Annotated in this window: 15 protein-coding genes and 1 pseudogene; 3 read left to right on the top strand and 13 right to left on the bottom strand. The window is 41.9% G+C overall.

Going from position 1 to position 21,825, the window contains the following annotated elements; translation table 11 throughout:
- Nucleotides 1–9: 9 nt before the first annotated feature.
- The 8 genes and pseudogenes from NSQ57_RS10405 to NSQ57_RS10370 all read right to left on the bottom strand — a co-directional run bounded on the left by NSQ57_RS10405 (nt 10) and on the right by NSQ57_RS10370 (nt 9,550).
- Nucleotides 10–1,407, bottom strand: a pseudogene (locus NSQ57_RS10405) (helix-turn-helix transcriptional regulator).
- Nucleotides 1,408–1,739: 332 nt separating this feature from the next.
- Nucleotides 1,740–1,922, bottom strand: coding sequence for a hypothetical protein (locus NSQ57_RS10400; RefSeq protein WP_342425980.1), 183 nt, complete (start codon nt 1,920–1,922; stop codon nt 1,740–1,742).
- A gap of 338 nt (nt 1,923–2,260) precedes the next feature.
- On the bottom strand, nt 2,261–3,145 hold the full coding sequence (locus NSQ57_RS10395) for a PD40 domain-containing protein (protein ID WP_069010249.1): 885 nt from the start codon (nt 3,143–3,145) through the stop codon (nt 2,261–2,263).
- Nucleotides 3,146–3,191: 46 nt separating this feature from the next.
- Nucleotides 3,192–4,097, bottom strand: coding sequence for a copper amine oxidase N-terminal domain-containing protein (locus NSQ57_RS10390; protein WP_342425979.1), 906 nt, complete (start codon nt 4,095–4,097; stop codon nt 3,192–3,194).
- 86 nt (nt 4,098–4,183) lie between these two features.
- Nucleotides 4,184–5,074 (bottom strand): copper amine oxidase N-terminal domain-containing protein, encoded by an 891-nt coding sequence (locus NSQ57_RS10385; protein ID WP_342425978.1) that lies wholly within the window; start codon nt 5,072–5,074, stop codon nt 4,184–4,186.
- Nucleotides 5,075–5,544: 470 nt separating this feature from the next.
- Nucleotides 5,545–5,829 (bottom strand): hypothetical protein, encoded by a 285-nt coding sequence (locus NSQ57_RS10380; RefSeq protein WP_029517074.1) that lies wholly within the window; start codon nt 5,827–5,829, stop codon nt 5,545–5,547.
- Nucleotides 5,830–7,914: 2,085 nt separating this feature from the next.
- Nucleotides 7,915–8,985, bottom strand: a complete 1,071-nt coding sequence (locus NSQ57_RS10375) for a hypothetical protein (protein WP_340955257.1) — start codon at nt 8,983–8,985, stop codon at nt 7,915–7,917.
- Entirely contained in the window at nt 8,975–9,550 is a 576-nt protein-coding gene (locus NSQ57_RS10370; protein WP_039273518.1) for a sigma-70 family RNA polymerase sigma factor, read from the bottom strand. Before NSQ57_RS10370 ends, NSQ57_RS10375 begins: the two co-directional genes overlap by 11 nt.
- Before the next feature lie 610 nt (nt 9,551–10,160).
- Here NSQ57_RS10370 and NSQ57_RS10365 point away from each other — a divergent pair.
- Nucleotides 10,161–11,369 (top strand): helix-turn-helix domain-containing protein, encoded by a 1,209-nt coding sequence (locus NSQ57_RS10365; protein ID WP_342425977.1) that lies wholly within the window; start codon nt 10,161–10,163, stop codon nt 11,367–11,369.
- Nucleotides 11,370–11,505: 136 nt separating this feature from the next.
- On the opposite strand, the gene NSQ57_RS10360 is transcribed toward NSQ57_RS10365, so the two are convergent.
- Nucleotides 11,506–12,276, bottom strand: coding sequence for an SDR family oxidoreductase (locus tag NSQ57_RS10360; protein WP_069011427.1), 771 nt, complete (start codon nt 12,274–12,276; stop codon nt 11,506–11,508).
- Between the two features lie 878 nt (nt 12,277–13,154).
- On the opposite strand from NSQ57_RS10360, the gene NSQ57_RS10355 reads away from it, so the two are divergent.
- Both NSQ57_RS10355 and NSQ57_RS10350 read left to right on the top strand, forming a co-directional pair.
- The gene (locus tag NSQ57_RS10355) at nt 13,155–14,129 is read left to right on the top strand and encodes a stalk domain-containing protein (RefSeq protein ID WP_342425976.1); all 975 of its coding nucleotides are present in this window, start codon (nt 13,155–13,157) and stop codon (nt 14,127–14,129) included.
- A 1,295-nt stretch (nt 14,130–15,424) separates the two neighbouring features.
- Nucleotides 15,425–16,261, top strand: coding sequence for a copper amine oxidase N-terminal domain-containing protein (locus tag NSQ57_RS10350; protein ID WP_342425975.1), 837 nt, complete (start codon nt 15,425–15,427; stop codon nt 16,259–16,261).
- A 680-nt stretch (nt 16,262–16,941) separates the two neighbouring features.
- On the opposite strand, the gene NSQ57_RS10345 is transcribed toward NSQ57_RS10350, so the two are convergent.
- From NSQ57_RS10345 to NSQ57_RS10330, 4 genes are all read right to left on the bottom strand, one after another.
- Nucleotides 16,942–17,751 carry an SDR family NAD(P)-dependent oxidoreductase gene (locus tag NSQ57_RS10345; protein ID WP_023988269.1) on the bottom strand — a complete coding sequence of 270 codons (810 nt, stop codon included), beginning with the start codon at nt 17,749–17,751 and terminating at the stop codon, nt 16,942–16,944.
- A gap of 257 nt (nt 17,752–18,008) precedes the next feature.
- Nucleotides 18,009–18,845, bottom strand: a complete 837-nt coding sequence (locus NSQ57_RS10340; RefSeq protein ID WP_342425974.1) for a hypothetical protein — start codon at nt 18,843–18,845, stop codon at nt 18,009–18,011.
- A 12-nt stretch (nt 18,846–18,857) separates the two neighbouring features.
- Nucleotides 18,858–19,610 (bottom strand): vWA domain-containing protein, encoded by a 753-nt coding sequence (locus NSQ57_RS10335; RefSeq protein WP_013309992.1) that lies wholly within the window; start codon nt 19,608–19,610, stop codon nt 18,858–18,860.
- Between the two features lie 84 nt (nt 19,611–19,694).
- Nucleotides 19,695–21,740: a hypothetical protein gene (locus NSQ57_RS10330; RefSeq protein ID WP_342425973.1), complete on the bottom strand. Its 2,046-nt coding sequence runs from the start codon at nt 21,738–21,740 to the stop codon at nt 19,695–19,697.
- Nucleotides 21,741–21,825: the final 85 nt, after the last annotated feature.

Below are 21,825 nucleotides of genomic sequence, written 5' to 3'. Positions count from 1 at the left end.
TGATTACTTCTAATAATAAAATAATCTTTCTTTTCGCCCTTCTCTAACTAAACTCTCATACTTTGTACACAATCTAAAGTCTGCAAATTGTTTGAACTGCTCAAATAATCTTATACAGCTAATGAAAAAGGCTTCTTTGTTAATGATTAATGATTTAGATAAAACGTCTAGTAAGTATTTAAATCCATATGAGTAATTACCTTTATTTAAGTAGTATTTAGCCAGTTCATATTTAAAACGTGTTGATTGTTCTGGAACCACTTGATGAGTGTACATATCAGCAGATAATTGCTGTTGGGTGATCGAATCAATCTCCGTTTCGAACTGCTGAAGTATGTCATCTACATCAACTTGATATCGGTTAGCCGCCATCATAATGTTCAACAGTTTTGTAACCATTTCTTTTTCAGAAGCATCTGGCGATGCAGCAATATATTCAACATAATTGTTTAGTACACTTATATCTCCAGATAATAGTTTATAGGTGTAGATATTACCTTCTGCCCAATCTTGAAACTGTTTAATCCAATGCAGAGTATCCTCGTCAGTCTCTTTGACCCAATCTAAATTAGCGTAGGCGTATGTATATTCTAATGCCTGCTCATAATCGCCTTTGGCCTCATATACACTGGCACACAGTAAATCAGAATATGTAATCTACACAAACAATGGACGGCTCAGCCTCTTTTCAATTTCCGCAGGCTTTCGTTTTTTCTGCTGATGCTCTAATGTATATTGGATTTCCGCTTTATCTCTCATCTTGCGAGCTATCACATCAAGCCTGTCCCATAAGCGTAAAGAACGATACACATTCGCCAAATCTTTTAAAGCATCAAGCTGATCTATTTCATCTAGACGTTCCACAAAGGGTTCAAATAGCGTGGCTGCCTTGAGATTACGGCTCTGATCATCTCCAACTTGAATCGTGAATATACGATATTGGCAGGTGGCAAAGCGTTCAGAATGCTGATATTTCTCCACTTCTGCGACATTCTCATAGAGAGGCAGCGCAGCAGCATGTCGTCCCTGTTCAAATAATGCTTCTGCAACATCAAATAGCCTGGACGCATACAGCGGATTATCCATGATATGTCCAACCATTCGACGGATTGCATCCAGCTTGTCCAGCTCCGCACAACGATACAATAATGGCTCGATTCGCCTAAAATTCGGGGAAAGGTCAATGATGTAATTTTCTATGTATAGGTCATAAAAATAGCCTTCTGGCAAATCCATAGCCGCAGTAATTCGGTCTAGCTGCTGTACGGAAACAGGACGATGCTGAGTAATCCAATGACTAAGCGTTCTTTGATGAACCCCTGAATATTCGGCAAATTGACTCAATGTCATATCATTTTGTTTTAGATAATCCTCAAACTCCGCTGAAATCGTAGGTGTATGCTTCAAGTCATAACCACCCTCCACATAAAAATTCCATTATTTTAAAAATCACCCTCTATTCTTCTCCATAATTAACCATCTGTCAATATATTATGCAACTAATGTTTATAGCGAAAATTCAGCATAACTTACACATATTGGGACATGTAGGACGAGTGGCATCCTGAAATGATTGGGTTGATCCAAGTAAAAGGTTTCACAGAGTTGACATGACTAATTCATTTCCCCATGTGGATTCTCACCAGTAATGATATAGAGATCCCATGCAGAAACTCTGTTGGACCTTTTAATTACATGAAAAATCCCCTGATGTAGATGCAATCAGGGGATACCTAGGTTCATTTCTCTCGCTTTGATAATACGAAGTTGATTATTTCTCCAGTCACAATTCCTGTCAAAATTGCATAGATTCCCATAGCGCTCATCTTATATCCCAAAGCGTAAAATAACCCTATACCTATTGCGTAGCCCAACAAAATCGCTGCATAGCGTTTTAGTAACTTACTCATGGAAATTCTCATAAGCAACTCCCACCTAAATTTATACTTCAACCATTGTAAAAGTCTGGTATCAATTATCAACACAAACTGAACAACATAAGATTTTGTTCGGTTTGTACAAGAGCGACGCCGTCTTCCTTGGATCGCTTTAAAACGATCATTTCTTGGTTGAAGAGGTCGCATATAAGCATAACGTAGCAACATTCTCTTTCAGCCCTTTGTTGGCCACAAGCAATCATTAAATATTCAAAAGTAAATCTATAATGTTGATAGAGTGCATTAAAGTCGAAAAAAGTGGAGTTTAAAATTATGACTATATAGATGATACGGTTTCAAAATACTCTCTCTGTATATGTCAATCAAGATTTCGGTGTTAATTGAGATATCTTCTGCTCATCATTCTTAGTTAAAGAACCCTTCTTTAAAATTGATTTTTTTGTTTCTGAGTAAGTATAGAGTACTGCTTGTGGAGAATCGTCACCTTTACTCACAAAGTCAAAACTTTTCCCATCTTTATGCCAAACTATAGATGAAATCAATGTAAAGTCCTTATCGGACACATGCATATAGCTCTTACGCTCAACATTGTATAGTCCGATATAACTTGAACCTAGATCACCGATTCCAAACGCAATCTTTTTTCCATCAGGCGACCAGTTATAGGCATCAATCTTTTCGCTCCCGGCTCCGTCACTATTCATCTCAAACATGTTTACAATAGTTTGAGTCCCATCGGATAAATTAATTAAAATAAGTCTACTCCCCTCGTGATCGCTTACATGAAGAGCTACCTGGTTGCTTTTAGATAAGGAAAGTGAGTTAACTCTCAAAGGTCGTGGGTTGAGCTTAACGAGTTGCTCTCCACGCTTACCTTTTATTTTCATAGAATTCACAACTTCATTGGCTTCGGCGGCTTCTTCCCCTTTAGCGTTAGTTAATTTTGCTGTAAAAGTAACGTCTTTATTTTTCCATACAATCTGTTTCCCCGAAACTACAACCTTAGATTTGTCTTGGTTATTATCATACTGAGAATAATCTAAGGTATTCACCTTTTTAACAGTTGCTCTAGATGTTTCTACAGTTGCTTTTTCGTCTACTTTTTTTACACCTTCCTTTGTGCTGTTTACCCCGGTATTATTCACTTCGGTCTGAGGTAGTTGATGATTTGAGCTTGCCTTACCACTACACCCTGAAATCACTAACATCACTATCGCACCTACAGACATAATCTGCACGAATTTCATAGTTTCCTCCTTACAATACAATGTGTCGTTATCCCTGCGTTCCCTTTTATAGTTGTTCTTCTTCTGGAATAGAGAAAAACATTTGCTTCGCCTGATCTTCAGTCGCTTCCCCCAGACGAGTTTTTTTGCCAGCTTTATCAATAGTCCCGAACGTGGTGCCACCCGGAACGCTATAATTATAATAAACTACGCCCTTTTGGATCGTTGGCATTTTGCCGCTTTGTTCAACAATTTTGTTGGTGAGGAACGGCAGGCTTGCATTTTTAGCTTCCTGTTGCAGGTTCAGCCTTGCAGACCAGAGCAGTTCTACATGTGTGTCAATGATACGATAGTAATTCACACTGTCCATGTGTTGTTCAAAAAATTCACTGGATTGGTTTTTTTGGAAGTAGCGAATATAAGCCATACTATCCCCTTCTTTACCTGACAGTACATTAACTTTGGCAATACGTGGAAGACTGTATGCACCATGACGAGCTACAGAAATATCGCTAGATTGGATTTCTTTCAGCATCTCTTCTGTCGGCTTAGCTACGTAAACTGTACGATCTGGGGCATCCCAGTACACTTGAGAACCGGACGCATCTGCAATGAAACGCAGCGGTACCATAACACGACCATTTTTCATTGCAGAAGAGGTAGACAGCGTTACTTTTTTATCACCTACCATTGTCTCTTTTTTACCAGCCACCAGTGTTGACTTTGTTCCGTTATTATCTACAGTTACCGTTTTAGAAGTATTGTTCCAGTTGATCGTTACACCAGGAATCGATCTTATCATATTCAATGCTACTAATGTGGAACCATTCTGAACATAGGGGTCTACATCCCCTGGCATGGGTACGTTATTCACTTGCACAATAATGGACTTGGAGGCTGCTCCAGAAACACCGCTAGCAAGCATACTAAAAGATATTGTTGATGCAAAAGCCGCTTTGAAAAATGTATTCATAATTATATTCACCTCAATAGTGTCTTCTTGTCAGCATTTCAAACTAAATTGAGCTTAGTAGTATTAATACATCGATTCAGTATTAGCTAGTGTTTTCTCGTCTCATTAGGAATAGGTTGGATAATATCTGTATAGGATTTCGCCTTTGCAGTGAGATCTTTTTGTTGACCTTTATCATCTTTGTATACAGCTTTGATATTTCCATGCTCATCATTAAACATCAAGATATCAGTCACCCATTGAACGTAATTATAGCTAGGTCTCTTTCCAGCACTTGATGCAATATCTTCCAGACCCCTGGATACAGTAAACTGCCAGACTGCCTTGGCCACTCCATCTTTAACTTCAACTACCGTATTACCAACATTGTTTCCATACATGTATCTGGAAGAATCCCCTCTTGGGAAAATGTAATTGTATTCTTTATTAGCCCCAGGTTTTTCTAAAGAAGAAAGCGATTTGAAAGAAAATTGAACCGGCAACGATATAGCAGCCTGACGAGCGGTTTGTAAATCTTCTGCCTGTAAGTTCTCTTGGTCTACCTTATAATTACCGTCTTGAATAAATAGAATAGACCGAAGCTTCTCATAGCTTGCCTTATAGCCAAAATTCTCCGACACAAAACGAATAGGAACTAATATCCTTCCCTGAGTTACTTGGACAGGAACATCTACCTGAACCGTTTTGTTATTTTTAAATGCTTCTTTTTTGTTGGCCGTCAACTTAATTTGATCTGTGCCTTTTGTGATGAAAGCAGATTGACTTTTACTATCCCAGTGATAGGTTACCCCCAGTGAAGCAAGCGTGCGTATAGGGACCAAAACACGCCCGTCCTTAATAATAGGTGAAACATCGGTTGCTATAAACTTCCCATTCACATTCACCGCGTTAACGGATATCGGATTGGCAGCATCAGCAATCGCCCAGGATTGAAACATAAGTACGAAGAAAAACACAAACACAATAACCTTTTTCAAGATAAATTACCTCCTTTTTCAATAAGCACCCTTACATAAGACGTATGAAATAATTCGAAAGTTTCTAATCTATACCAAAAAATTCATATGTTTTGAGATGATGAGCGAAATGTAGCGTTCATGGTGTTTTTTGCCCTCCCTAATCCCTTTTCAAGGTCCTTCGCTCCGTGGGTTGCGTTAAGCGAGCGCCAGGAAAGTAGAGCGCCTTGGCCGGACGCTTTCTCCCGGCGTAGGCGCTCTAGTTATCGGCGTGAGTAGCGGCCCAGCGGTGCGTACTGGCTCTTAGGTGGCCGCTCTTGCCCCCTTAGAGCCAGTAGCATGAGCCTGTTTCCCCCACTCTTGTCCTGCTCGCTCCCTTACTTGCCGATCAGCGAGTCTATTTTTTACAGATATCCCGGCTGGTTAAAACCAGCATTTAGGGTTTCAACAGGCTCATAAAAAAAGACTCTTCCGGTTTCACAGAAACGTCCTTAATAATCTTCAACCCACAAAGATACATATATAAATAATACGTAAGCTAAAAGGAAGAACCCAATCACACTAAAAAGGATAATCCAGATAAAACGTTTTTTTAATGGAGACAGGATTTCCCCGCATCGTCTTAGGATTCTCTGACGGGTAGGCAACAACTCATATTCTAATTTCTTTATAACATGTTCTGCTTCTTCCTCATCTCTAACTAAAAGTTCACTCCATAATTGCTCATAGCGTTCTTGAATTTCTTCTTTTTTAGAACTATCTTCTAGAAAAGCCATTTAGCACCTCCATAATAATTCATTTATGTAGAAAAGATTTGGAAAATGTACAGCACCATTTTCCGAAGTTTTCTATTATCCAACCTTACACATTGCCTGCGTAACATAAAGAAAAACACAGGTTCCTTTTTGTTGGACCCGTGTTTTATCGTTTATACAATTAGCTGTGGTCAATGGATAAGGCCCCGCTTATGGTATTAGCACTGTTATATGAACACCAAAGAAATAATTTTTATTTTTATTTAAATTGTAAATGCGTACAAAAATGCGCTCACCTGTTTTAAAAGTGGAACTGGACACAGCGTTATTACTGCCTAATTCATATGCAGTAATGGTATAGCATCGAATGTGGGTAATCCTCATTCACAGCTCCTCTAATTTTCATTTCTCCTGAGCTGTTTGTAGGGAAATAGTAGTGAGTATAAATAGTGTCTCTTACACCTGAAAATTCAGCAATATAAGTACCTAGGCTGTTAATGTTCCAGAACGAGGTTGGGTACGTAATGCTGAATAACCCTAAGCTGCTTGAAGTGCTTATTTTCTTAGGATCAAGAGCAGACGTCTAATCTGTTGCTGGATCTAATATTTCGACTTTAGCATCACTCGTTGTTTCTATAACTGGTTTATTCATATTATCTACAATACCAATTTTATCTGCCGCTTTTTCGTTACTTCCAGTTCCTACTGGCAGAACTTCGACAGAAGGAGTCGCTTGATCTTTAGTTATTTGCTAGCGGCGGATACAGAAGCACCTAAAGCAGCAACCATTGTAAGTGTAGCAAGCATAGTAAACCATGTTTTCTTCATTTGCAATTCCCTCCATCCTTTAATTTTTATTCTATTGATGTATAATCTTTGTATGCAAATAGTTACTAATCTTTTTTTGTAATTTACAACTAATTTTTTATGTTTTTTGGAATATTCATGTTAATTATACAGGTAACTTGATAGTTTTTCCAACGTATTCAATTAATCAATAGCGAATATTCCGGAATTGAGTATATAGTACTTTTTTTTGTTAGATGCGTAATTTAGGAAGTTTCACCTTCCCCATGACAACTTGATTTTTCAACAATTATAATCTCGTATATTTTTTTCAGGGAGGAATTTACATGGGATTTTTGATCTTCGTACCACAGTTTCTAATCCAGGTGTTTACCATAGTCGTCGCTTTAGTGATATACGATAGATTTTTCAAAAGAAGATAATCAATCAGTAACATAGTAGAATACATAATCACGTAAAAAAGAGCGATTTTTATCGTTCTTTAACATTCATTTATATGTATTCAGTTGATTATCCTGTCCGTCGCTCCCTGATCTCATCAGAAAAGTTATGTACCAGCTTCCCTTGGTATATCAACGTTTTTAACTGATTATGTGATAATGAGGGGATATTTCGCACCCATGTTTCGTTTATCGCGTTTTACTTAACAGTATCAAGCCCCCATACACTTTAGCTGTGACGAAGTTTACTGCCTGGCTAGCAGGGTCCACAGCCCAAAATACATCAAAGTAACCCCCTCTGCTATTATCCGCATAAACAATGGTAGCACCTTTTACAGTGCTTACTCCCCAACCTGGTATACCCAAAAACGAAAAAATACCGGTAAAAGTTCCTCCGGATATTGCGAATTCTCCTTGTACTTCATTTGGCGTTGCTACTGTATGAGTCCGGATCTCATGGACTTATTTTCATTCACACACTACAGCGTTATCGCATATTGTTTTAGCTGGCATATGTATAAAACCCAACATTTTGTGCACATGTCTGCCCCTCCCACGATCGCAAAAACGGCCGTTTTCGGCCTTATCCTTCGGCGGCTCATGGACGTTTACTTCTCCAAAAGCTTCAGCACGTTGTCCCAATCACTCGGCAGTCGGATTTTTGCCTATTCTGCCGGCATTTCTTCGTCTTCAAATTGACTCAAAATGAACTTTCCCTTCTGTATCAATGATGACCATAAACAACCAACCCATGCCCTATTTTTTGACTGTAAAGAAGCCATTATTGCATTTCGAATGCAATGTAAGAATATCTAAAAAATAAAATACAGGCGCCATTTCTGGCGCCTGTATTGTCTTCCTACCAAGGCGTTTCCGTTTTGTGTTCAATCACTTTCAATACTTTGGGTTCCAGAATCCGTTTCAATAGTTCCAGCGTACGATCGTCATCAGTAGCTCCACCATGCGGATCGGCTTGGATTTGTTTTTTTGCCTGCGTACTTGCGATTACGTCCATGACTTGTTGTTTGGAAATCTTTTTAGATGCTGCGATCTCGACGACAGATGCCCCCTTTGCCAATTCTTGTTTCAAGTCTGCTGGACTCATGTGAAGTAAAGAAAAGAGCTCTTCATCGTTTAAAAAGGCATCCGCAGTATAGTCAGGCTTGCCGTTAGTCATGAAAAAGCCTTCCACGGATGGAGCAGGGCCGCCTCCGATCAGAGAAACGCTGATCGTATTCCCTTGAACGAATGCCTGATAAAACGGCGTTGTTGATCCCTTTTCGGTGTAGTTCAATATAAATGTTTTTTGGTCCGGGTTCTGCATCGGCTCCATGTTACATTCGTACTTACTGGAGCTGCCGTACAGTTTGTTAATGAGGTCATCTACTTTCGATTTGATTTCTTGATCGGTTAAGGAGATGACCGGCTTCTCCTGAGGCTCCCAATTCTCTTGGTTCACTTGTTCGATTTCACCCGTGATACCGTTCAAATCAAGTCGGACCTTTTTGCCGTGAGCTCCCTTTTCCTGCAGCACGATGCTTGTTTGAATGGCTTTCCCCTGACTTGTATTCGCGGGGTCTCCTCCAATCTGGCTGGCGTCGATAATTTCAAACGACTTGGTTTCCGGATAAGAGCGATACAACTTTTCAAGCGCTGCTTGGCCAACCGCATCCATCTTGACTTGTTGGGCTGTCATCGGTGTCCTCGTAATCATTTCAATCAGGGGAGGGGCCGCGAATGCCGCGGTTGGAATCATAATTACTGCAGCAACAATGCCGCCGATCAATCGTTTTTTCATCGTTTTTTTGCTCCTTTGCCGTTGTACGTATTGAGAATAGGATTGTTCGATTCGTTTGGAAACAGCCGGGGGACATTCCATGGTCTCTGCCTCTTGGTGCAGGTACTCGCTGACTTGACTTTCAATAGGCATTGTTCTTTTCCATCCTTTCCAACGGGAGATTTCCCAATTGTTTTCGAAGCGACTGCAGGCCGGCATGATATCTGGACTTGACTGTACCCAGCGGAATATCGAGTAATGTCGCAATCTCCTCCAGCGTATAATCGTGATAAAAGCGGAGGATGATCACCGTTCGCTGTTTATCGGTCAGCTTGTGCATGGCCCTCGATATCTCGGGGTCTGTCCCATCCGTCCTCAACGTGGGCTGATCCCAATGATACTCTTCCCGAGAAAAGACACGGATGCGTTCGAAAATTCGGAATCTCCTCCAGCTTTTCACCCGGAATCTTTGCACTTGTCGGATGACCAAGCCGTGCAGCCAGAAGTGGAAAGGACGATTCGGATCGTAGTTGGGAAGCGAGGTCCACATTTGCATGTAGATCTCATTCATAATATCTTCGCGATCCTGCGGATGATCCACCAGAAAAGAGACGGTCCGGTAGACATCCTTATAGGTGGCATCATACAACGTATGAAACGCCTGCTGATCTCCTTCGATCATTTTTGTGAGCACGTGGTACATAGATTCACTTTGCATTCAGAGGGCCCTCCTGAGTAAGCAGCTTACACCCTATATTGTCGCTCGATGGAAAAAAGGTTCGGTTTTTTATGTTTTCGGTTGGGAGCCTATGGATTGTAAGAAGGCGAGCAGCGGCATGAAAGCGTGGAAGACATGTTGTTCTTCCGTCAGACTGCACGGTGAGCTCAAGGAATTAGGCCTTTGCAGGAGCTATCTGATCAAACCCAATAAAGATGAGTTCTTAACAATAAAGTTGAGTTCTAACTGAAAAAAACACAATAAAGTTGTGTTCTCAAAATTAAAGAGACCCGACGGTAGGTTACATCATAAGAACTCTTTTAGAGCAATAAGGGTAATTGATAATTAATTCAAAACTCAATATTATTGTATATGCTCGAATGAAAATGATGATTTTGTGAGACCAAGAACTCTACTTTATTGTCCGTAGAGGGTTACAGAAGAAAACACCAATTTTTTTACTCTAGGATCTCCAAAAGAAAAAGTGATCGATGTTATGGGTACTTCCACGTCAATCATAGAAACTCATGGTCTATAGCAATAATGAGGTTATACTATAAATCTTAGTTATTGACTGACAGGCTACTTAATCAATTTAGGAGTGGCAATAATGGTGAAACAAAACTTAGAATATATCTCTCAATTGATCTATGACACATACAATATTCCTCTTTTTATTTTCAAGAATAAAAGTCATCGTATTACTAGAAGTGGAAAACAGCTAAGACATCCTCTTTTTGATTCAATAGAAACATTTATAAACAGGCTCATTCAACCTGGCGATCAACAAAACGTTCCTTTGATTAGAATAACAAACTATCTAGAAACGCTCATTGTATTTCATTCATCTTCCACAGAAACGATAATAATCGGACCTTTCACTTCCTTTGAGGTTACCGAGAACACCGTAAATGGTATTATGCATGATCATCAAATATCCTCTAGTTATCAGCAAGAGTTATGCCATTATTACAGTCAATTAGAGCTGTTAAACCAAAAACAAATTGTATCGCTTTGTTCACTCACGTATTTTTTAATCTACCAAGAGCCTATGGATGAAGAAATAGTGAGATCTCAATTAATGAATTTTAACGAAATTGAACCCACTCATATTGAACAAGCAATACGGCATCTTCGTCTGGAAACGTCTTTTCATTTAGACCATAAAACTGAGCAGAAAATATGGCAATATGTGAAAGAAGGCAAGAAGGAAAAGCTGTTACAGCATTTAGAATCAATTGAAATGGAGGGATTGAGTCAACTTTCGAAAAAAAGCCACCTTCGTAACATTAAAAATCAAATCATCATTTATATTGCACTTGCGACGAGGGCAGCTATTGAAGGCGGTCTTTATCCTGAAATTGCCTATACAATGAGCGATATTAGCATTCAAAAAGTTGAAGAAACGTTTGACCTACAAAAAGTTTTATTAATTGGTGATAACTTATTATTTTCATTAGTTGACCGTATGAATGAAAATAGGGAAAGTGCACATTCTAAGGCTGTGAATACTTGTAAAAACTATATATTCAATCATATATTTGAACAAATTTCGATAAAGGATTTAGCAGACCTCGTCCATTTAAATCCAGTTTATTTATCGCAGCTCTTTAAAAAAGAAACAAACAAACCTATCGGAAAATATATCCAAGAAGAAAAAATAAAAGAAGCACAAAAATTATTGATCCAAACGGACTATTCTGTAGCCGACATTTGTATGTTGCTTCATTTCAATAACCAAAGCCACTTTTCAAGCCTATTTAAAAAATTTACGGGTGTAACACCAAATCAGTACCGAAAAAATACACTCAATCATTAATTGATTGTTCACGAAAAAAACTGCTAATCCATTGCAGATTAGCAGTTTTTTCTTATTAGATGCGTCTATCTCTCCATTAACCCATACCTATTAATAGCATAGATCGCAATATGCACCATCTATTTCATTTAAGGTATTAAGCGTTAATAATGACACCGCCATCTACATTGATTGTTTGTCCCGTAATGTGTCTAGAGTCTTCACTCGCTAAAAACAGTACGACAGGTGCAATATCCTCGTAAGGCGTGCCAAATCTTCTTATAGCAGTTTGTGAGAAACCTAAATAAAGTGGATCTCGTTGACCTTCAGGCATTTGGTCTAAATATGCTTGAATCGCATCTGTAATGGCACCTGGGTTTACGACATTTACATTAATATTGTCAGGTCCCCATTCACGCGCAGCTACTCTCGAAAGACCACGAATTGCTTCTTTAATCGCTGCATATGCTGCATAGCCTTCTTGTCCTTCATTCCCACTTCCAGAGCCAAAGTTAATGATTTTACCACCATTTTCTTTCAGGTATGGATAGCAAAGTTTCATAAAGTCCCATGTTGTAACAAGACCCGTCTGGTAGCTTCGTTCTAGAGTCTCCCGCGTATGATCTAAGAACGAATGAGGTGGCTCAATCGCCATCGCTAAATTTACTAAAATATCTACAGTTTGATATTGTGCAACCGTATCCGAAATAAATGCTGTTGACTCTTTAAGATCAGTAGCATCAAATGCTTTTGCAAATACATCTGCACCTTTGCTTTTACATAATTCAGTAGTTTCGTTAAGCCCTTCTGCATTGATATCACATAATGCCAATTTAGCACCTTCTTCTGCAAAACGAAGTGCAATATATTTACCTAATCCGCCACCTGCCCCAGTAATAACAGCAACTTTTCCAACTATTTTGTTCATAATGTCTTCTCCTTCTTTGCTAACAATTGCTTTAAAATCGATGAAGTAGCCTGTTAGTCAATAACAAAGATTTGTAGTACGGTTTCATTTTAAGCAAATTTTTTAGTGTAAAATATGCATTTTTAAAGATTTTTATAAGGATTTATAGGGTGTTTACTTTTTGTTATTTCAAAATATTTAATTTATTTTATCAGGGTTACGTAAGACAATTGAAAGTGCAATTCGTAATGGAAAAGTAAAACCCAGTTTGGAAACAATCAATAATACTCCTGTTTTTAAAATCTTATTTTTGTGCTTAACGATGTAAATGCAATACCTAGAGTCATCCCTTATACCACAATCGGGCGCATTTGTGGAGTAACGCAGGATGAGTACTATTTTTTCTAATGAATAAATTTAAAATTATGGAATTTAGTACACAACTTTATTGTATATCGTACTGGTGGGAAAAGTTGCATTTTACTCGTTAGTACACAACTTTATTGTATGTACACACTATCAGCACCAAATATTAAGTTGGCTATAATTTTGTATATAAATCTGTTGGAGTGTAATGGACATGGCCGCAACCAATTTTAGAACTGAAAAATTACTAAAGGAGCTGGAGGCTCTTTTCCAAAATTGATTGAGTCACTTGCAGAGTAAATGGGATCAGAACACCAGACCACTTCAACCTTGAAGTGGTCTTTTTTGTATAGAGAAGAATCTTAAGCTCTACAGGAATGTTTAGCGCAACAAGGCAGCTGATCCATGAGTCTGTGGTCAGCCAATCTATGGATGGAAACTTTTTCAAGTCCACCCGCGTCTAACATACAAATAGAGATTGCTGGTATGCATTCGGAAAGAACGTTGCCATCATGAGAACAGGAGTGGATACTATGAAAAAGCTTCTATGCACATTCGCCGTCATCGGTGCATTATCCGTCGGTACAACCGCGTTCGCCACCGTGGATATTGGCATTACGGTGAGGAGCAAGCCGATCGCGACCGACAGTCCCCCCATCTACGATCAGGGACGGGTGCTCGTGCCGATCCGAGCTGTCTCCGAAGCACTGGGCGCCGCCGTCGATTGGGATGCGAAAACGGACACCGTGGTCGTCCGAAAATGGTCGCAGACGATTAAGCTGACCGTCGGGAAGAAGACGGCCGCGACCGAGACGTTTGGGAATAACTCGTCCTCGTCGGGTCCGATTTCGCTCGACGTGCCAGCGAAGGCCGTCCATAATCGCGTCTATGTGCCTCTGCGCTTCGTCTCCGAGCAGTACGGCTACAAGGTGGAATGGAAAAACAACACTGTCGCCATCGAGTCGCCACTCTCCGATAAGCAGCGGGACGCGCTCTATACCGGCGATCTGGCCGCAAGCAGGAATCTGGCCATGGAAGCGATGTTCTCTGGAACCCATTACGAGCATACGCCACTGCGGACGCTCCACGAATCCGAGGACTACAGCACCGCCTTCCTCTTTCCCGAAGGAGAGGCACTCCGCTTCTTCACCATCGAGGGCAACGAGACGGCGACCTATTACGAATACAAGGACGATTTCCTTGTCGCGACATGGCAGGCCCATTTTGACGGAAGCATTGGAGATAGCTTTCAACTGCTGCTGGAGGAAAAGCTGAAGGACCGTACGGGTCGGACGCCGAAAATCGACAAGCCGCTGGTATTCTACAGCAGAGGCATTGCCGGAGATTCCAGCACGGAGGAAAGCGGCCTGATCGGACTGGACGGGAAGGTCACCCGGATCGGCTTCGAGCATACAGTCGGCGGTTCCGTGACCGACTCGTCTGGAAAGCTAACCGTGACGCAGCCGGACGAGGTGCGCAAGGAGGTCGTTCCCATCCCGCAAAATTAACAGCCTCAACGGATGTTCAAGTCTATTGCTTCTATCAGGAGGCGCCGGTAGGCAAAAAGGGATGGGATAAGATTATAAGTTCTTGTCCTTTTCGGATACCGATACATGTCTTGGGAAAGAACATGTATCACGAAAAAAACAAAAATCCGCGAAATCCGCGAACCCGATACGTAATATGTTCTTATCCTCCGACACATCCGTCAGGAGCATCGGAGAATTAACTGAATAGACCAGTGAGTCTTGGCGTTTAGCATGATTTTTTCGGATAAAAAATAAGTTGGGGCTACCGTGTGGCGCAGCCTCTTCGAAGTTAAACTAACGTTCTCCGTTAGCTTAGTCTTTTCTCAGGTTTCGAACAGGTTGTCCCCGTACTATGAATTTCTTAACATCTGTAGACTGGAATTGCTTAATAAAAGCGGGTATCATCTCATGAACGCGCACCGGATTTTGATGTTAGTCTTGTCTCTGCTCAATGCTCAAAAGGTCGACAATAGACTTGACATAGGAACGGGCGAGTCCACTTGTCATCGAGATGTGAACACCACCTGTTCCAAGCTTCTCTAAGAAGCCTTCGTTCATGACGACGCTTTCGACAGATGCATCATCTCATAAAATGGTTGCAACAATTCCCCTGCTCATTACTGTCTCAACCGGCCGGGACGCCAGCTGTGCGCCCTGAGCAACTAGGAAAAAATTAATGCTACTCTCTTTCCTCGAACCAGCGCTCGAAGCGTTCGATGTTGGCCTGTAAATCAGCGCGGAATTGCTGTAACCCACCGATCTTCTGGTCAGCCTCTGCGAGATGCTACCGCAGGATAGAGATGACTTTCTGCTTAGGTTGTACTCCACTAGGGTCAATGAAATAGAGATCAATAACGTCCCTTATTTCTTCCAGGCTGGCGGTTGATGTTGGTTTACAGCATAGTACAGAATATAATGACTGGGCTCCTTTCATGCTCATTGAAGGTGTAAAAGAGCCTTATACTTTTAAGCCACGCTTTGAGCCTGATCAAGAAGTACAAATGAAATTTTATGTCCCTTCTGACTACAAGATCGACAAGACTATAACGTTGGTTCTTACATCAGAAGAGTTCGTTGAGCTACATCCTATATTGGTAAAGATTCTGAAGATCATAACCCTTGGCGAAACAGTCAAACCTATGATTATTATTCTATGCCACGGAGTAAAGTTGAAGTGGATTACGTGCATGGAGGAGAGGAAATAGACAGTATATTTTTAGATTGAAATTCCGTGAGGGGCTGTGGTAGCCTCTCTCTTTTAAGGAGGATATTTTATGGGAAAGATGTTGTTCAGAGTCATTCTTATAGGCGCATTGTTTCTTTGCTTTTCTCAACCCTATACAGGAAAAATGTCAGCTCAGAGTATAGCTCCAAGTTCTCCATTTTTGAAGATTAACAATTACTATGTCTTGTTCACAGCTCCTAAGGCACCTTATATTGATCAGAATAATCGCTATATGGTGCCTTTGAGGTCCATTAATGATTTATTGGGAGGACAGACTACGTTTAACCCAACTTCTAATACGGCCACAATTAAGTTTGGAACACACAAGGTTGAGTTTAAAATGAACTCCAACGAGATTATTACCGACTCGAACACGTCCATAATGGATACCGTTCCTGTGCTTTATAAAAATGCGATGTTTGTCCCTTTGGGGGTTCTTACTAAGTACTTAGACATACACCAGGAATGGGATCAGCAAAATAAACTGTATTCTCTCTCTGGGAAAGAATTAATGAAGACACCTATGATGGAGAATGTAGAAGATTTGGATCATTTTAGAGAACAAGTGGATAATGAAAATGCATTCCAGTTGTTATCGTACAAATTGACCATGGGAGAAAAAATTCATCTGGCCATTACAGCTAAGAATATGACAGGGAAAAAGATTAGTGAGGGCATTGAAGATTTAAATGTTACTTTTATTTTTTCTGACAATAGCACGGCCGGGGAAAATAGAAATCGTAAAAGACCCAGTATAGATAAGGATGAAATTGTAACTCGCGAAGATGACATAGATTATGTGAAAACAATAGAGAATAATAAAATTATCAAACATGAGCTGTCGTATATTCTCTTTAAGGGCAGAACGCTAAAGACTCACAAGTAAAAAAGTACTTTTACTTGTAGAGTGGAATGGGTCAATAGTAAAGCTGATCCTAGAAAGGATCAGCTTTACTATTAAATATTAGATTTGTGAGTTTCAAATTCCTTACGTTCATAAAAATACCCCAACCTACTCCATTGTCAATTAGGGACAAACTTGATAAATAGTGATTGCTTTCTCCGTTCCGAACGGCGTTTTACTTGACTGATTATTTATGTATTAGAAAGTCTATCAAGAGTATGTCTATATTTTCGACTGCCTTCTTTATTCTGGGGTGTTATCATGACGATCATCATTTTTATTCATATAATCCTCCTCGTGCAAATCTTCGTTTATAAAATAAAAATGCTGACTGTACTGAACCACGACTTGTTCTAAACCAAACCTTTTACCAGCCAACAAATTCGCAATCCACGCACTCATATAGAGTGCGACGACAGCGAAAATGAAGGAATTAATACCCTAATGATATCAATTCCATGCATTTCCGAAAAAAACGATGCCAAAAAAGCTTGAATCGACTATTGACTTCTAACGAAGAAAGCTAATTTAAAACCATTTCGACAAATTTCGAGGTGCGAAGGATCCAGGTTTTTTATGTGAGCTTCACATTCGCACCGTAACCAAGACAATACACTCAGGATACCACAAAACATTTCTCTGTCCCAGACAATGCTCTATTTCTAAAACAATAACGACTCTGCCCCATCAATGACAATTTGTGCGCCAGTAATATGACGCGAATGATCTGAGGCCAAAAATGTTACCAAATCAGCTACCTGCTCGGGTTGACCTGGTCCATCAGCCAACGGTTGTCCTCCTTCGGGAAACTTGACGGGGATGGTAATTTGCTTTAACCCTTCCGACTTCTCCGTGGTTTCATCAATATTCGTCGAAATGGCACCCGGATAGATGACATTGACACGAATACGAAACTTAGCCAGCTCCAGCGCAGCCATTTTAGCAAAACCAGTTTGACCCGCCTTCGATGTGCTGTAGGCTGACATCCCAAAGCTGGTAAAGCGCTGATTTCCATTAATGGAACTGGTAATAATAATGCTGCCGCCACCGTTCTTTTTCAAATGTGGAATTGTATACTTCACCGTCAGGAAGGTACCGTCCAGATTCGTGGACAATGTTTGCCGCCAATCCTCAATGCTCAGATCCTCGATCGGTCCGACGACCCCGTTAATCCCCGCATTAGCAAAAATGATATGCAGACCGCCAAATAATTCAACCGCTTCCAGAACTGCTTTTTCCACACGCACCGGATCGGCAATGTCCACGTCAAATGCCCGCGCTGACCCTTCACGTATAGCATTAATTTCTCTTTCTGTCTCCAAAATACGCTCATTACTTACGTCAAAAAGAGCGACATTCGCTCCTTCTCTAGCCATTTGAATGGCCGTTGCCTTGCCAATGCCAGAACCAGCCCCCGTGATCAGAGCCGTTTTGCCTTCAAAGCGTGCGCCTCCTGCATATGTGTAGCTCATATGTATCGCTCCCTTTCAGTAATCTGTATAATCACAAGATTACCCAAAAGGATATACTTTATAATCACCATATTTGCGCATTTTTTGCTATTCCTTTGCGATATTTAAGAAAAGTACGAGTATTACGCGCATTAGCGCGTCTTTCCTTCTCCTCCTCGTTACATTCTATAAATATCTTAACGAATCTTAATGTTCTATGTATTCATCAAAAAAAGGACGTATACATCCATATCCATGGTTGTATAACGTCCTTTTATTTACCACTGCAGCTCAATAAATGCAGCATCATCATCAAGTCCCCCGGTATGGGATGCATCCAGCAGTACCTGTATCTGCTCATCAGGGACAGGCTCGCGAATGGGGTCCAAATCGGATAAACCGTCCGTATATACCTGTAATCTCATCGGCATATCTGCGGGAATGCTTCTTTCATACCAATGAGGCTTCCCTCCAATCGGCCCACGACTTGTGGACCAGCGCTCCGCTGTAGAGAAGGTATGATCGAATAGCTCGCTGATTTCCTCGGCACCATTCCATAGTCGCAAACGTGAATCCCCTTGCCAGGCAAGTCGGAGACGGCCACGGCTGCCACGCTTCGGCAGTTCGATTTTACCGCAAATATACATGGACTGGCTACCCTGACGACGTTTATCTTCCAATACCGAACGCATTAGGCCTGATTCGTGATCCAAAGGCTGCCGATCCAGTTCTTCTGCCGCTGTACCTGCCAAACGTTCAAGGTACACTCTCAATTGATCAGCAGACAGATCTTGTCCCCGTTCCATCCAATCCAGTAAAGAAGAACCCAGATAGCGGGCCGCAAAATCTCCTCGGTAACTGAGCCCGACACCATCACACAAGACAAAACAACAGACGGATTTATGAATACGTACTGCGGCGAAATCCTGTCCGCTTTCTCCCATACTGGCAGATTCGGCAGACCTTCCATAGCCATAACGACACATAAAACGACTGTGATGAGATGATAAAGGCTGATCGCCTGTCTGAGAGCTTATGTAAGCAAATTGCTGAGTCAGCCTTGCATTCATTCCCTTTTTTTTGCTCACGGGGAGCAGGGACAGCAGTGGATTCATGCTTTTACCTCCTTACCGTACAGGCGTTGCGGCCGACATTTGGAACCCAATGGACACCAGTTCCGCACAGGTTCCGGGTAGCATCATAATGGCTCCTTCACCTAACTGATAATCTGCCTCAAATAGCATTTCCCGATAGCTTTCAGGCAGCACAGAAGACATATCACGCAATTTCACAGCATGTTCATCCTGCAACGGCGTATTATGTGTTAGACCTTTCCAGCGACGGGGGTCCTGAATAGGCGTTTCCAGCAACCTGTCGGATAAAAATATATTTTCCACCAGTACATTACCGTCCGGTACGCTCATGCTCATAATACGCTTCGCAATCGGTTCCGGATCATCACCTGTGGAAACTCCATCTGTCATATGACAGACCAAAGGTGCAGGACAGTCCTGCATCCCTGGTAATTCCGCTTGCAAAATACGCTCAGCTTGCAAGAAGGCCTTTGCTGAATCTGAAAACCGTTTGGGTGTCAAATCGGGCAACGAACCAATGGCCGCGATTTCATCAATTCCCTTGACACCATTCAGTAGGTCATACACATCGTCACTATAAGCCAAAATCGCAATCCGATAGCGCGCTGTCAGCCGATTTCCTTTGGTTGACCGAAAAACCATCTGCCGGATCGCCAACGATATAGCTTCATATACAACGTCAATACGCCGCCGCCCCTCCATCAGCATGTTCATCGACGCGCTGATGTCAATCAGGTAAATGATCAGGGCGGGAGTGCGTTGTGAAGCCTGTATTGTATAATTCATGATTTGTACATGCTCCCCTCAGTTACCTTCTATCTCCATCTGTTTCGTATCTATCATTCCGTCCATATATAGACATATGAAATATTAAATTTTAGGCAGTCTAAAATTCGTGTCTCCTAAAAAGTTATAAATAGAGGAGGCTCGATATCCCACTTCACCTACCGAACGATAATAAGAAGGATTACTATCATATAGTGTTCTAAAACGCTTCGCAAAGCTCTTTGCCTTCGCAGCGCTGCCACCTTCCTGAGAGACATACGCCTTGTTGTACAGGGAAATAAGCTGAAGAACGTTCTCCTTGTTTCGTGCATGCATGGACTCTTTTTGCTTTTGTTCCGCCTCGGCTGCTGCCTTACGAGCTGCCTCTTCCTGGGCGGCACGAGCTTCCTGCTCTTTTTTCAAAGCCAAGTATTTTTCATACTTTGCCTGTTGATCATACGCTTTTTGCTTCGCCAACTTGGCAGCCGCCTGCTTATTTTGTTCCTTTTGAGCGAGATAAGCTTCATATTTAACCTGTTGAGCGATAAGGGCTTGCTGTTTCTTCTGCTCTTCCTGTTGCTTTTGAGCAGCAAGTGCCTGTTGTTTGGTCTGCTGTTCCGCTTCCTGTCGTTGTTTCTCCGTCAGCAATTTTTGAGCCGCTTTCTGCTCGGCTGCCAGCTTTTCCTCGGCCGCCTTTGCAGCCTTCGCTGCCTCTTCCTGCTTGGCTGCCTCGATTTGCCGCTGATTGGACTGATCTGCAAGAATATTCACGGCTGGGATTCCAGCTGCCAATAGAACGACTGCGGCCGCAGTTGTCACGATAAACGCTTTGGAGCGATACCAGGCTTTTGTTTTTTCAGGTTGCTCTGGCGTCATGGGATTCAACTGCTCCTCTAGTCCTGTGATCGCAGCTGACACCTCCACATGCAAAGGACTGCCGTCTTCTACAAAATGATACAACGACCGGTATACTTCCAGCGCTGCAGCAGGTTTGTTTTGCTGCTCCAAATCACGTGCCTGTCGGAACAGCTTGTCCGTTACCCCACGCTCTCCTTGCTCCAGGGCGGCCTGATTTAGCAGTGCAGCCTGTTCAGTCTTGAGCGGTGCAGGCGCTGACAAAGAGGATGCAGCTTCACTGGAAAGGCCACCCACCGCTGCCGATTCTATTGTTTCTGTCGCAGCAGGTTCCGGTTCTATAGCCTCAACTGAAATTTCCTGCTCAGTAACCGCATTAAGTACAACCAGCCATTCGCCAAAAGTAGGGCAACTGCTTAAATCCTGACTATCCCAAGCACGGCTGAACAATTCTACCACCTTGCTGCCCCAACGAGATTCCAGCGATTTTCGTAAAATAAAATAACGTTCGCAAGGCGTCTGCATTTCATGCTGATCAAAATAACTTTCGCCCCACGCTTTGTCGACTACTACACGGTCAGACCAGCCTAACATTTCTCCTATAATGATTGCCCCTGCAAAACGGTCTGCATACGCACTCCACAACCCGCTGTGGACGGTACGATGGGCGGCATACCCTGGCGAACCTGCCAATAGAGCGTCTGGACGATCCATTTTAGTACTATACATTTGTTCCACGTCCACCAATTCCACAGCTGACGTGCCTTCAGGCAGTTCCACTTCAGAAAAAAACGGAAGCATCACATTCGGCGCCGATAAATCACAGTGCGCCAATCCTTTTTGCTCCATAGCTGAACCGATCCCTGCCAATGCTCTGGCTAAAGCCAGACTATCGGAAGCCTCAAGCTGACGCTGATCTGTGAGACAATCGAACCATGTCATACCGTGAACCCATGGCATCAGTACCGCATACAGCAAATCAGGCTGCTCGGCAATCAGACTTCCGTTTCTTTCTGGAGTGAGCACATCACGCTTGCATACCTGCAAACCGGGAATATCCCCGTATGCTTCCATATGCTCAGATTGATAAACCATAGCCGGGATGCGGAACTTCGGAAAAAACACCTTAAGGGCTTTTGCCTCATGTGGCGCTCCGTTTTTGGCATTTAGCTGGTATACAATTCCCTGACGCCCTGCTTGAGCATAGGCTAAACCGGGTGCAGCGGGATGTCGTCCAACCACATAAGCTGTGCCGTTTATGATCAATTCGTCTCCCGGATTCGGTTGAAAAGACATGAAACATCCCTCTCCTTACATCATTCAGTATGCTAGTTTTCCTCACCTTATTATATACATCTATGGATGGCAAGAAAACCGGGTA

This window comes from Paenibacillus sp. FSL L8-0502 (assembly GCF_038593055.1).
Lineage (GTDB): Bacteria > Bacillota > Bacilli > Paenibacillales > Paenibacillaceae > Paenibacillus > Paenibacillus polymyxa_D.
This window is presented reverse-complemented; position numbering and strand designations above follow the sequence as displayed.